This window comes from Corynebacterium sp. MSK004, from assembly GCF_030232515.1.
In the GTDB taxonomy this organism is placed as follows: Bacteria; Actinomycetota; Actinomycetes; order Mycobacteriales; family Mycobacteriaceae; genus Corynebacterium; species Corynebacterium hesseae.
Genome location: NZ_JASPKB010000002.1, coordinates 37,334 through 49,919, shown reverse-complemented (window position 1 = coordinate 49,919; position 12,586 = coordinate 37,334). Strand labels below are relative to the sequence as shown.

Annotated in this window: 11 protein-coding genes and 1 pseudogene; 2 read left to right on the top strand and 10 right to left on the bottom strand. The window is 64.5% G+C overall.

The genetic code is table 11. The features are described 5' to 3' along the window. Positions 1–48 precede the first annotated feature (48 nt). The 6 genes from QP999_RS02715 to QP999_RS02690 form a co-directional block, all read right to left on the bottom strand. Positions 49–786 (bottom strand): ABC transporter permease, encoded by a 738-nt coding sequence (locus QP999_RS02715; RefSeq protein WP_070523826.1) that lies wholly within the window; start codon positions 784–786, stop codon positions 49–51. Beyond that, positions 783–1,535, bottom strand: a complete 753-nt coding sequence (locus tag QP999_RS02710; protein WP_284847595.1) for an ABC transporter permease — start codon at positions 1,533–1,535, stop codon at positions 783–785. Before QP999_RS02710 ends, QP999_RS02715 begins: the two co-directional genes overlap by 4 nt. Next, complete coding sequence (locus QP999_RS02705; RefSeq protein WP_070531848.1) at positions 1,532–2,575, bottom strand: ABC transporter ATP-binding protein; 1,044 nt, start codon at positions 2,573–2,575, stop codon at positions 1,532–1,534. The genes QP999_RS02710 and QP999_RS02705 overlap by 4 nt, the downstream gene beginning before the upstream one ends. After that, positions 2,572–3,099, bottom strand: a complete 528-nt coding sequence (locus QP999_RS02700; protein ID WP_246816483.1) for a hypothetical protein — start codon at positions 3,097–3,099, stop codon at positions 2,572–2,574. The genes QP999_RS02705 and QP999_RS02700 overlap by 4 nt, the downstream gene beginning before the upstream one ends. Before the next feature lie 166 nt (positions 3,100–3,265). Further along, positions 3,266–5,512 carry an ATP-binding cassette domain-containing protein gene (locus QP999_RS02695; RefSeq protein WP_232770745.1) on the bottom strand — a complete coding sequence of 749 codons (2,247 nt, stop codon included), beginning with the start codon at positions 5,510–5,512 and terminating at the stop codon, positions 3,266–3,268. Positions 5,513–5,619: 107 nt separating this feature from the next. Further along, a complete protein-coding gene (locus QP999_RS02690; RefSeq protein WP_230307979.1) occupies positions 5,620–6,123 on the bottom strand; it encodes an ECF transporter S component in 504 nt (167 codons plus the stop codon). A gap of 627 nt (positions 6,124–6,750) precedes the next feature. Between QP999_RS02690 and QP999_RS02685 the strand changes: the two are divergent. Then, positions 6,751–7,137: pseudogene (locus QP999_RS02685) on the top strand (IS110 family transposase); the annotation flags it as partial. 2 nt (positions 7,138–7,139) lie between these two features. Here QP999_RS02685 and QP999_RS02680 read toward each other — a convergent pair. From QP999_RS02680 to glf, 3 genes are all read right to left on the bottom strand, one after another. Then, positions 7,140–7,748 (bottom strand): three-helix bundle dimerization domain-containing protein, encoded by a 609-nt coding sequence (locus QP999_RS02680; protein ID WP_046647606.1) that lies wholly within the window; start codon positions 7,746–7,748, stop codon positions 7,140–7,142. A gap of 50 nt (positions 7,749–7,798) precedes the next feature. Next, entirely contained in the window at positions 7,799–8,035 is a 237-nt protein-coding gene (locus tag QP999_RS02675; protein WP_046647607.1) for a hypothetical protein, read from the bottom strand. Positions 8,036–8,109: 74 nt separating this feature from the next. Beyond that, positions 8,110–9,306: a UDP-galactopyranose mutase gene (glf, locus tag QP999_RS02670; RefSeq protein WP_046647608.1), complete on the bottom strand. Its 1,197-nt coding sequence runs from the start codon at positions 9,304–9,306 to the stop codon at positions 8,110–8,112. Between the two features lie 169 nt (positions 9,307–9,475). Here glf and QP999_RS02665 point away from each other — a divergent pair, with 169 nt between their 5' ends. Then, a complete protein-coding gene (locus tag QP999_RS02665) occupies positions 9,476–11,389 on the top strand; it encodes an N-acetylmuramoyl-L-alanine amidase (protein WP_284847594.1) in 1,914 nt (637 codons plus the stop codon). 89 nt (positions 11,390–11,478) lie between these two features. Here the strand turns inward: QP999_RS02665 and QP999_RS02660 are convergent, their stop codons facing one another. Continuing rightward, positions 11,479–12,579 (bottom strand): HNH endonuclease signature motif containing protein, encoded by a 1,101-nt coding sequence (locus tag QP999_RS02660; protein WP_070531830.1) that lies wholly within the window; start codon positions 12,577–12,579, stop codon positions 11,479–11,481. Positions 12,580–12,586: the final 7 nt, after the last annotated feature.

Below are 12,586 nucleotides of genomic sequence, written 5' to 3'. Positions count from 1 at the left end.
CCGCGTCCACGCGGCGGTTTCGGGTTAGATGCTCGGATTCGCGGGCCGTCATGCAGACTCCCCCGGCCTCGTTTTCACGGCGATGCCCCACGCCGCGAGCACGGCGATACCAAAGAACCAGGCCGCGCAGACCACCAGACCCGCAGCCCCGGTGCCGTTGACGGCCTCGCCGGCCGCGGATACGGGGGTGTGCCCGGCGATTCCGCGCAGGAGGGGACGGAAGTGGTCGGCGGGCATGAGCACCGTGTTGACGAACATCGCAACGATGATTAACGGGATGAGGGCCACGGAGCCCTGGGGGCTGGTGATGGAGAACGCGATGTACGTGCCGGTGCATGCGGCCGCCGCGGCAACCATCGCGCCGGTCACCGCGATCCTCCACCACCAGGACGCCTCAGGGGGGCTGTCGGAAAGCAAGGCGGCCACCGCCGCGACGACGACCGACATCGCCATGATCCGGATGAACTCAGCGATGATCCGTGCGACCGGCACGGCCGCGTACGGCGCCGGCATGGTGATCAACCGCTCGTGGAGGCCATTGCTGCGTTCAACGAACACAGTGGACGATCCCGTGATGGCCAAGATGAACGCCCACGTCGTCACGACCAGGATGACCGCGTTCGGGAGTTCGAACTCTCCGGTGAGCTGCCTGACCAGGCTACCGAACATGCGGTTGACGATGAACAGGTACACGAGCGGAGCAATGAACGTCATGAACCAGAAGTCGGGGCGCCGCAGCCAAATGTGGGCAATGCGCCGCAGATGCACGAAGATGGGGCCGATCATGATTCGCTCCTCGAGGTGAACCGGCGGATGAACAAGACGATTCCGGCGACCGCCGCGACACCGAGCCACAGGGCTGCCTCTTCCCCGGAACTATCCGGGAAGGCATCCGGGGACGCCGCCCTGATCACCTCGATGATCGGCGAAAACGGCATGTGACGTACGACGTCGCGCAGGGAGCCGTCCAAAGCGGTCGCCGGAATGAACGCGGTGGAGAACATGAGCAGCAGCATTTCCAGCGCCTGGATCGATGAGGCTGTCGACACCGGGGCGGGCACCATCAGGATCACCCCGTCCGTGACCAGGGACAGGACCGCGGCGGCGAGCAGTGACCACAGGACTGTCCACGCGACGTCACCGAGAGCCATGTCGAGGCCGCAGGACCACGCGACGACCAGCAGCGCCGCGATCGACGCGGACATCCGCAGCACATCGGTGGCGAGCCTGCCGGCGACATAGCCGCCTGTGGCCCCGGGCAGCACGCGCACGCGGTCAACGAGCCCGGATTCGACGTCCTGTCCCACCGCCATCGCCGACGCCGCGGCGGTGAACATCGCCGCCTGGAACAGGCAGCCGCCGAGCACGAAACGCAGGTACCCGAAGCCGGATTGCCCTGCCGAGTACCCAAACACCGCGTACAGGCACAGCAGGAAGAGGGGAGGAACGACGAACATGGAGATCAGCGACGCGGTGTTGCGTCGCAACAGCAGCAGATCCCGACGGAGGAACGCCGCGACCGACGTCGCACTCATCGCGCCGCACCCCCTGCGTTCATCGATATGAATACCTCGTTGAGGGTGGGTGGCGACACGCTCAGCGAATCCGGCAACGCTTCCGAGGCCTCCATCGCCTGCGCCACCGCCTCGAGGACCTGCGGTCCGGGGTCGACGTCGAGGGACACCGACTTCCCCGCGACGCGGACGCCGTCCAGGCACGTTCGTCCGAGGCAGCGGGCGAACGCCTCCGCCTCGGCGGTGGTGGCAAAGGACACGCGGAGCACGTGCGACCCGAAGTCGCGGCGCAATTCCTCCGGCGTTCCGCTGGCGACGATGCGGCGGTCCTTGAGCAGATGGACGTGGTCTGCCAGCGCCTCCGCCTCTTCCAGGTACTGGGTGGTCAGCACCAGGGTCATTCCGTCGTCCCGCAGTTGCCGGATGAAGCCCCACAGCTCTTCGCGGCTGACCGGGTCCAGCCCCGTCGTGGGTTCGTCGAGGAACAGCAGCCTGGGCACGACGCACAGCGACGCGGCGATGTCGAGACGGCGCCGCATGCCACCCGAATAGGCCGACGCCAACGTCGAAGCACTGTCTGCGAGCGAGAATTGCGCGAGCAGTTCCGTCGCGCGGGCGGCCGCGTCGGCGCGGTCGAGTCCGCGCAGCCGCCCGAAGAACTCCAGGTTCTCCCGGCCGGTGAGGTTCTCGTCGATCGCCGCGAATTGGCCGGTGGTGGCAATGTCGGCGCGCACGCCCGCCGGATCCTCTTTCACATCGCGCGAGAAGATGCTCACCTCGCCGGAGTCTGCGGTAATGAGCGTCGACAGGATTCGGATGAGGGTGGTCTTGCCTGCGCCGTTGTGGCCGAGGAACGACACGATCGACCCGGCGGGCACGGTGAAACTCACGCCGTCGAGCACATGCTTGCGCATCCGGGCGCCGCGCTTTCCCTTGCGCCCGCCGTCCGGCGGAGCACCTGCCCCGCCTTCGGGCGCGGTGCCGGCTTTGCCCGCAATCGGGTAGCTCTTCGTGAGGTCGCGGACGACGATCGCCGCACCCCGTTCAGCTTGATCCGTCATCGTTTCTCCTTTTCTTTGGTGTCGCAGTGGGCCGCTGCCGGCAGTGGCCCCGTGGTCGGGTTGTCATGCGGCGTTTCGATATGGATGCCTGCATCGCGGGCGAAGGCGAGGACCGGTTCGAGGAGCCGGGGGTGGCTGACGAGATCCCGGCACCCCGGCGCGACCGGCTTCCCCGCGACCGACGCAACGGTGGCGGCGGCAATGGCCGCGGTCATTTTGTAGGAACCTGGGCCGGTCGCCCGGACTACGGTCGTCTCGGCCGCCGGCCCCGCATCGCCCGCGCCGGCGTAGACGCAGCCCCAGAACGCCCGGATGAGCCCGCGGTTCTCCGAAACTTGGAAGATCACGCGATCGCCGGGGCCGATGCCGGCTTCAGCCAACCGAGTCGCAGCCGCCACCGCCTCCGCATGGACCCGGCCGTACGGGACGAGGACGTCCCGCCGATTCTCGACGAAGGTGATCCCCTTCTTCGTCTCATCGGCCTTGTCCCGAAGCACGTCGCTGATGGTCCGGATCGTGTTCACTGGTACCTCTTTCGGTTGCCGGCGCCATGCCGGTGCCGGGCGGACCGGGCCCGCATGGCGCGACCCGGAGGATGTGTCTGAAGGGTTGAAGCAACTGGGTGGGGCGCGTCTCCGTACAGGCTCGGAAACGCTCGCGGGCTCGGGGCCCGCCGGTTCCGGGTGCCCGTCAAGTCACTGCGGACACCAGGGCGGCAACGAAGGCCGCGGCGGACGCTGCAGCCGCGAAACCGTCACGCACTCGCCAGGGGTGATCGGTGCGGAAGGTACGTCGCGGATGGCGGCCGAAGTTGCGCATCACCAGGGTCAGGGACAGCTTTTCGGCGCAGCGCACGGCGCTGACGAACAGGGGAAAGGCGATGCGCGCGGGCGTCGTCGCGCGAATGAAGCCGGAACGGAAAGACTGCCCCGGTCGCATCGAGCGCAATCTAATCGCCCATGTCAGCTGGGGGATTTCGCTGCGCAGGAACGCCGCGATGCTCACCCCGGAAATCGCTATGGTGCACCATGTGTAGGGCACCCGGAGGCGTTGCACCATGGCGTCGAAAAGCTCCTCGACGCGCATACACGCGGAGACCAGGACCGTCCCCGCAAACACGGCCGTCAGTAGCAGTCCGTGATGGATGCCGTGGCGGACAGCCTCCGCCGGATCCCCACTGCCGTAGAACTCGGAGCGCCACCCGAGCAGGCCGAAGAACACCCCGATCAACAGGACGAGGAGGACCTTCCCCGCCGTCGCCCGAACGTCGCGTTCCGCGATCGCAGCGAGTGCGAGGAACGCGACCCCCGTCAGAGCGAGAACGGCGTCTCCGCCGGAGAGCAGCCCGGCGACGAGGACGAGCATCACCGCCGCGACAATCGTGATGGCGTTCAACCCCGCGCGCCTTCGAGCGGCGGATCCACTGGTCCAGGGGCTTTCGTCCAAGGACGTCCGTGCGCCGGCCGCGGGCAGTGCGCGATCCCGCCGGGACGACTCCGGGGAAGCCGGCACGTCGGCTGCGGGACCGGACCAGGCGACCTTCCCTTCGGCGACGATGCTCGCCCGATCCGCCCACGTTCGCGCAGCACGGCGGTCGTGGCACGTGAACACAACGGTTCCGCCGGCCCCTGCGTATTCCGCTAGGGCATCCAGTACGATGCGCGAGCTCGGCGAATCCAGATGCGCCAACGGCTCGTCGAGAAGCAGCAAACGGCGATTGGCCGCCACCGCCAGGAAGATGCCCAACCGTCTTTTCTGTCCGCCCGACAGGACGAACGGCGAGACGGGGTCAAGTGCCCGGGGGCACAAGGCTTCCCGCAGTTTCCACAGCTCATCGGCGCCGAGTGGTCCGTGCGGGTCCGTGCCGGCCAGCGCGGAGTCGATTTCCGCGGCGACGGTCGCGCGGGTGAACTGGTGCTCGGGGTTCTGGAACGCCAACGACGCGAAGGCGTCGGGGACGCGCCGGGCGGACGCGCCGTCAATCCGGAGGTCCGCTCCCGCCTTCATCTGGCCCGACAGCACCGCCAGCAAGGTGGACTTACCGACTCCGTTGGCACCGACTAAGGCATGAATCTCGCCCCGTTCCAGTGTCAGATCGGCCCCGTTCAGGATCCGCTCCCTGCCCCGGGCCACATGGGCTCCGGTCAAGGCCAGCAGTGGAACGGCGTCCGCCTCCGATTCCGGATCGGCGCCATCCCCGGCTCCCCGGGGCCTTCGCCGCCGGTCCGGACTGAGACGGTCCGGTGCCCCCGTGCCCGGCGTACTGGCGTCCGGCGCTCCGGCGGTCGCGGCCGACGTCGCAATGCCCTTCACCGCGATACCCTCCGGCGCTCCGTGCGCGGCGACGCTCCCGTCCGCATCGAGGATTGTCACCGTGTCGACCCACCCGTCGAACGGACGGAGGTCGTGCTCGATGAGCAGGATGACGCGCCCCGGGGCCCGCAAATCACGGATGGCGGCGAACAGCGCCCGCCGACCGTCCTCGTCGACGTGGGCGGCGGGCTCGTCGAAGATCATGACCTCCGGCGCCCTGGCCACCGCACCAGCGATGGCCATCCGCTGGCGTTGCCCGCCCGACAAAGCCCACGGATCCTTCTCCGCGAGCTCTGACAGCCCGAGCTCCGATAGAGCCTCGGCTGATCGCTTGGCGACGATACCGGCTTCCACGAGGGAAAACTCGAGGGCCATGGCCACGTCATCGACGACTCGGAGCGTGAGCACCTGCGTCGCCGGGTCTTGCCCGACGAAGGTGACCCGGTCCCCGTCCACGGGGCGTTCGGTGCCGTCGGCATCGACGATGTGCACGAATCCGGCATGGTCGATGGGGATGTGCGAGGGAATCAGTCCAGCGATGAGGTGGGCCAGGCTTGTCTTTCCGCATCCCACGGGTCCCGTGATGGCGTTGATCGTGCCGAAATCGAAGGAGAGATCCACCATGTCGGGTGCCCATCGCCCATCGGCGTGCCGCACGCCCGCGCCCCTAACCCGTAACCGGGCCGGGGCCGTCCCGCGTGTCGCACCGGCGCACGCGGGTGCTCCGCCGGTCACCGGGTGACCCCGCGGCTGCGAAGCCCCTTTGCGACGGCAAAGCCCAGGACCAAAAACACCAAGCTCGAGGCCAAGGCTACGGCGAAGCTGATCAGGGTCATGGGCGTGGTCGGCGAGTCGACGCCAACTGCGCGCGGGGCCATCGTTCCCATCAGCGCGGAGAACAACATCGCCGACGCCACGAACTGGGTACGCGTCCACCGCCGGTACAGGGTGACCATGAATGGAAGCTCGATGAGCAATCCTTCCATGATCAGCGCCCCGATCGCGGCGACGCCGAACGGGGTGGTCGCCGCGGACACGACGCCCATGGCAAGGCACGCAATGAGGCTCGCGCCAGGCTTGCGGACGACGATGAGGGGAACGACGCACTGCAGGAACCACAACCCGAGCGTCGCCGCGACGAGATAAACGTGGGCGATGCCGGCGAACACCTGCAGGTAGGTCAGGGGCACGACGACGAGAGACCCCGCGACGCCGATCGCGGCGGCGACGAGCATATCGCGGGTGGATGGTCGGCCACCCGCTGCGACCGGTGCGACGTGTACCAACCGCCCGTCGTCCGTCTGCGACGCCACCGCGTCGCCGTCGCCCGTCCCGTCCGGGCCCGCGTCCCCGACTCCCCCTCCGGAGAGGGGTTCTCTGGTCGATCCACGTTTTCTGTTCATCGTCGCCGCCTCGCTTCCGTTGCCGATTCCCGATCGGAACATAACTTGAAACAGTATTAGGTTAGGCAATCCTTATCAACTTATGCCAGACTCGAATTATTGACTTTGCCCCCGCTTCCCCCCATTACGTTGTTAGCAGTTCCACCTCAGGGCACCGAAGATTCATAGCCTGTCCACCCGATTGGGCTGGTTATGTTTATTTCCGGTCCCTCCGTCTGAAAGGACAGTGGAACTAGTCGCTGGCTTCGGTATGGCTTGTTCCCGCCCCTGTCTGAAAATGATCCGGGGGTGATGCCGCCGAAGACAGTGACATCCTCAAACTGCTAATAGGAACCCGACCCAGCCCAGGTGGTATGAGGTCTCACAGTAATGTGGATGCCAGCGCAAGCATGTCCGACAACCCCAGCGATGAAGCTTAAATAGTCCAACTTCTCATTCATCGCTAGGAGGCATACACCCATGGCCTATGACTTCGTCATTGGCGTAGACGTCGGCAAATACTTCCACCACGCCTGCGTCCTCGATCCCCAAGGCAGGCAAGTCCTGTCCAAACGCATCAATCAGCATGAAGGCTCGCTACGCAAGCTCTTCGGCCAATTCCTCGCCGACAACGCCTCGGTCCTTGTTATTCCCAACAACATCGGCCGGTTGACCGTCGCAGTCGCCCAAGACATGGGGGCAGATGTTCGCCATCTACCAGGGCTTGCGATGCGGCAGCTCTCTCGCATCCACGTCGGCAACTCCAAGACCGATGTACGCGACGCCTACGTCATCGCCCATGCCGGTCTTAACCTTCCAGATTCCCTGCGCAGTGTCGACCGCGTTGAGGAAGTCTTTATCCAGCTGATTTAGGCCGTGACAGCGGCATCCTCCGAGATGGGCTCGATTCCCAGGCGGTTGAGCATGTAGAGCACGCGGGCGCCGAGGTCATCGGCCAGCTCGCGGGTCTCCTCCACGGTCTCGGCGGTGGCGATGTCCCAAATCTTGATGTCCTTGCCGGCCTCGTCGCGCGGGATCTCGCGGCCCAAGTACACGATGTAATCCGGGATGGTCACCAGACGCAGGTCCTCGAGGTAGCGGTCCGGGTGCTCCGCCATGCCGCGCTCTTGGAGCACGTGGGCCATGTGGGAGTCGGGGTCGTTTTCGGGGTGGGCTACGGCGGCGTCGACAAGCAGGGCCTCGCCGGCGTACTTCTTCGTCAGCGCTACGGCAGCCTGCGCCAGCGCGTGGTCAGCTCCTGCGGCGAAACGCACGTGGATGCGGTGGGTGCCGAAGTGCTCGCGGACCTCGCGCTCCACCATCACGGGGATGAACTCTTCTAAGGTTGCGCCGGCCTCGTGGCGCTCAATGGTGGCGTCGAGGAAGGAATCAATCTCCTGCGCGGTGTACTCGTGGCCATAATCTGCGTGCAAGTCTTGGCGCAACGTATCGAAACGGCGGGCATTCGGGGAAGTCATCTCTAAACTCACTTTCTGTTCGCCTATTGTTAACCTGCTGTTAACTTTAATCAATCGTTGAGCGTCCGACAAGTTTTATGTGCGGCATCCCGGCCCCGTGCGCTGGCGAAACCTCCCAAAGAAAGGCCAAAGGCCTGCCGGGTGTTCCGGCAGGCCTTCCTGGATTGTTCCTTCTTCTTATCGGGAATGCGCGTTGCGCGACTGCGCAGCTTGAGGTGTTCCTCGAGCCGCTCCGGGGACATCTTCCACATGCTGCGGTCTGCACGCTTCTTCTTGCGCTGGGCCATGCCGTCACCTCCTTCCATCGAGGTGTCTCAGCATAGCGCGCCACGGGGACTAACCCGTACAGGCCGCACGCGGCTTAGTGGCCGCGCTCCTGCTCCAGGGCCTTGCCCTCATTCCAGAACGGGGCCAGCTTGTTATCGAACATGCTCAGCGCGGACGCGATGGCCATGTGCATGTCCAGGTACTGGTAGGTGCCCAGGCGGCCACCAAAAAGAACCTGGTTCTCGCGGGCCTCAGCGGCGGCGAGCTTGCGGTAGGCCTCCAGCTTGGAGCGGTCCTCCGGGGTGTTAATCGGGTAGTACGGCTCATCGCCCTTCTCGGCAAAGCGCGAGTACTCCTTCATAATCACCGTCTTGTCCTTGGGGTACTTATCGGCGCGCTCCGGATGGAAGTGGCGGAACTCGTGGATGCGGGTGTAGTCCACGTCCGCATCGTTGTAGTTCATCACCGGGGTGCCCTGGAAGTCACCGGTCTCCAGCACCTCCAGGTCAAAGTCGAGCGTGCGCCAGCCCAGCTCACCCTCGGCGAAGTCGAAGTAGCGATCCAGTGGGCCGGTGTAGACCACCGGCGCGCTTGGCGACGCCCCCCGCACCTCCTCGCGCACGTCGAACCAGTCGGTGCCCAGACGGACGTCGATAAGCTCGTGCTCCGCCATCTTCTCCAGCCAGGCCGCGTAGCCGTCGACGGGCAGGCCCTCGTAGGTGTCGTTGAAGTAGCGGTTGTTGAAGGTATAGCGCACCGGCAGGCGCGTGATGTTGCCGGCCGGCAGCTCCTTCGGGTCGGTCTGCCACTGCTTGGCCGTGTAATCACGGATGAAAGCCTCGTAGAGCGGGCGGCCAATGAGCGCGATGGCCTTTTCCTCCAGGTTCTGCGCCTCATCTACGGCGAACTCGCCCGCCTGCTCCTTGATGAGCTCGCGCGCCTCATCCGGGGAGTAGTAGCGGCCGAAGAACTGGTTAATCAGGCCCAGGCCCATGGGGAACTGGTAGGCCGTGCCGTCGTGCATGGCGAAGACGCGGTGCTGGTAGTCGGTGAAGTCGGTGAACTGGTTGCAGTACTCCCACACGCGCTTGTTCGAGGTGTGGAAGAGGTGCGCGCCGTACTTGTGGACCTCGATGCCGGTCTCCGGCTCGGCCTCCGAGTAGGCGTTGCCGCCCAGGTGCTCGCGGCGCTCGACGATGAGCACCTTCTTGCCCAGCTGGGAGGCTGCGCGCTCGGCCACGGTCAGGCCAAAGAATCCAGATCCAACAACGATGAGGTCATATGCAGTCATGGCCACCAGCTTAAGGCAGCAACACGTGCAAAACGGCGGGTGACACCCAAGCGAGGAAACTCGCGTGTCACACCTTCTTTCACTCCAACACCTGACGTAACATCTGTCCCGTTAGTTAACTTTTTGCGCTTCTCTTAACCTTGTGGCGCCACCATCCTAGGGAGTAACAGTGCACCTCAAACGTCGTCTTGTTCCCGCGAAATCGACGTGGTCAACGCCGGTTATCGCCACGGTCACCTCGATCGCTGTGGTCGCTGCCGCAGCCGTGGGCGGCCAACCCCTCATCCAGACCCAGGAAGCGGGCAGCGGCCCCATCGAAGTGAGCTCGGCCTCCGAAACCTTCGGTTCTGGCGAAACGGTCGTGGTGGATGACCCGGCCATCGCAGCCCAGGGCGAGGGCGAAGGCCCGCGCGCCGTCAAGCAATTCCACCGCGATGAGACCTTCTCCTCCTTCGCCGTCACATGGAAGGGCACGCGCGATGTCGCGGCCTTCGTCCGCGCGAAGCAGCCGGACGGGTCCTGGTCCGAGTGGTACGACATGGACTCGATGTCCTACAACAACGATGACCCCAACGCCACGAACGGCACTGAGCTCATCTTCGTGGGCGATACCAACGACGTGCAGGTATCCATCAACAACGTGGACCTGGTGACCGGGTCGAACTTGGATGAGAAACTCACCGAGTCCCCCGTTGAGGACGCCGCGCTTGACGACGCCCCCTTCAACGTCGGCAACATCGCCCCCGTTGCCGAGACCGAAGAGCTTCCGGCCAACAGCGACGTCGAAGGCCTCGAGGCTGTCTTCATGGACGGCAACGCCCAGGAGGGCGAGGGCATTGAGCCAACCGCTGAGACCGATGGCATGCCGCGCGTGGTTTCGCGCGCCGGCTGGGGCGCGAATGAGAATATCCGCTGCAAGGGCGCCGACTACGACGACGGTGTGAAGGCCATCGCGCTGCACCACACCGCGGGTTCCAATAACTACACCCGCGCGCAAGCAGCCGCGCAGGTGCGCGCTGCTTACCAGTACCACGCCCAGAATTTAGGTTGGTGCGATATCGGATACAACGCGCTGGTGGATAAGTACGGCACCATCTACGAGGGCCGCTACGGCGGGCTCGCTAAAGCTGTGCAGGGTGCGCACATCGGCGGTTTTAACAAGAACACGTGGGGTATCTCCATGATCGGCAACTACGAGACTGCGCAGCCGACGGAAGCCCTCTTGGAATCTGTCACCGACCTTGCCGGCTGGAAGGGCGCCATTTCCGGTGTCGATCCGACCTCCCGCGTCTCCCTTCGCTCGGAAGGCTTCGGTGGTTCGCGCTACCCAGCAGGCGCCTCTGCCCCCGTCTATGGCCTCTTCGGCCACAGCGACGTTCACTACACCGCGTGCCCGGGGCAATACACCATTGCCCAATGGCCGAAGATCCGCGCGGCGGCGCACAAGAAGTACCTGGCCATCAAGTCGGGTGCGTCTGGTTCGACGTCGACGGACTGGGACAGCGTAGATACCCCTACGCCGGATACCTCCACGCCGGGCGGACAAGCTGCCCCGGCACAAGAGGCGACCTCTTCCCTGGGCGGCGCCGAGATCCCCATGAGCACCGTGACCGCCTTGGTGGGTCTGGCTGGCACGCTCTTCGCCATCATGTATGCCCGCTCGGAGCACCAGGTTGACATGGACCAGACCGTCAACGGGCTGCCGGTGGAGCAGATCCCGGGAATCGTGACCAAGGTGCTGTCCCTGAGCAAGAACGAGGGTTTGAAGGAAACGTGGACGGCGGTCCTTAACGCCTTCGGCCCAGCGCTGGGATTGGCTGTGGGCGGGCCGGATGAGTCGGCCGGCATCATCTACCAGCTCTTTCAGAACGGCATCGTCCTAGGCTCTGAGGACACTGGTACGCACGCACTCGTGGGACGCATCGCCAAGGAATGGGCGTCCGGCGACAACGCGGCGACGCTCGGCTTGCCGACGTCCAACGAAGTCCCCACCGGCCTCGGCAAGGAAGTCCGCGTGCAGTTCCAGGGCGGTTCCATTGTCTACAACCCGGAGACTGAGCAGATTCAGGTGTTCACGGACTAACCCCAAAGCACCCCAAGTCTAAGCGGGATCGCCGATGTAGCGGGAGCCACCTGATGGCTTCCGCTTCGGCATTTATTTGGGCTTGGGGTTTAGGTATCCGGGAGGGCTGAACCTAAAAAGTCCCCTGTGGTCTGCTGCTTCAATGCTGCCTGTGCCGCTTGGTATGCCGGCTGCGAAGTAATCGGCTCCGCCCAGGGTGGTACATACCCCACCCCGCCCCGCAACCTAAAGACATAGCCGGCACCAGTCGGCTTATCCGGGTCATCATCATTGATGCCATTGTGATAAGCACACAACATCGTCAGATTCGGCGGATCCGTCGCCCCACCCGCCTGCCACGGCACTAAATGATGCACCTGGCAATAATCCGCCGGCTTATTACACCCCTCACGCGCACACGTCGGATGCTCCGCACTCGCCATTAACCGCTGCTCAAACCCAGCCAAACGCCGCACACGATGCAACCACACCGGCCCTATAGTCGGATGCACCAAAGTCACATACCCAACCTCAGCAAACTTATAGGTCACAAACTCCCGGCCCGTCATCCGCCCACCGTTGGTAAGCACGAGCTCAATATCATCGCCCTCACCCCGCACAATCTGGTCCAACTCATCCAACGTAACCACCACATTGGTCGCCACCGCAGGCTTCGAACCCCCATGCGCCTGGTTAAAGAACACCTGACCTGCCGCATCCAACAAATCAGCCGGATTAATCGACTCCAAAGTCCCACGCATCTCACTAATGCGCAAGGCTGAATCAGTAATCGTCAACGAATGCGGCCCCACCTTCCGGTACGTCAAGCGCACCCCAGGTTCAGGCACCCGCTGCGGCCGCAACTGCTTCAAGCGTTCCTTCGCTACCTTTGGGATTTGGTGTGCTGGAGTCCCTGCCAACCTGACACGCAGATTCCACGCATCCAACTCCTTTTTCACCTTGGCGGTATACGCCTCAATCAAGTTCAACGACGCCACATCATGTCCTTGGGCAACCGCAGCCGCACGCGCTTGGCGCTGCTTGCCCGTAAAACGCGTCGACCCAAAATACACACGATGCAGCCCAGCTAACTCCACCGCATCAGCCAATGAAGCGCCACGCGCGCGTAAATCATCCACACTGCCTACCGCAAGCCCCACAAGATCCAACCCCGAACTGCGGTAGGAGAAATAAGTCTCCAAATCCCCCATGCGACAA

Excerpts from the sequence above, each read along its gene's own strand:
- glf (WP_046647608.1), bottom strand. The coding sequence starts at position 9,306 with ATGACTGCATATGACCTCATCGTTGTTGGATCTGGATTCTTTGGCCTG.
- QP999_RS02705 (WP_070531848.1), bottom strand. The coding sequence starts at position 2,575 with ATGACGGATCAAGCTGAACGGGGTGCGGCGATCGTCGTCCGCGACCTC.
- QP999_RS02680 (WP_046647606.1), bottom strand. The coding sequence starts at position 7,748 with ATGACTTCCCCGAATGCCCGCCGTTTCGATACGTTGCGCCAAGACTTG.
- QP999_RS02675 (WP_046647607.1), bottom strand. The coding sequence starts at position 8,035 with ATGGCCCAGCGCAAGAAGAAGCGTGCAGACCGCAGCATGTGGAAGATG.
- QP999_RS02660 (WP_070531830.1), bottom strand. The coding sequence starts at position 12,579 with ATGGGGGATTTGGAGACTTATTTCTCCTACCGCAGTTCGGGGTTGGAT.
- QP999_RS02690 (WP_230307979.1), bottom strand. The coding sequence starts at position 6,123 with ATGCTCGTCGCCGCCGCGATCGGCGTCGCGGGGTCTCTCGTCGTCGTG.
- QP999_RS02710 (WP_284847595.1), bottom strand. The coding sequence starts at position 1,535 with ATGAGTGCGACGTCGGTCGCGGCGTTCCTCCGTCGGGATCTGCTGCTG.
- QP999_RS02695 (WP_232770745.1), bottom strand. The coding sequence starts at position 5,512 with ATGGTGGATCTCTCCTTCGATTTCGGCACGATCAACGCCATCACGGGA.
- QP999_RS02715 (WP_070523826.1), bottom strand. The coding sequence starts at position 786 with ATGATCGGCCCCATCTTCGTGCATCTGCGGCGCATTGCCCACATTTGG.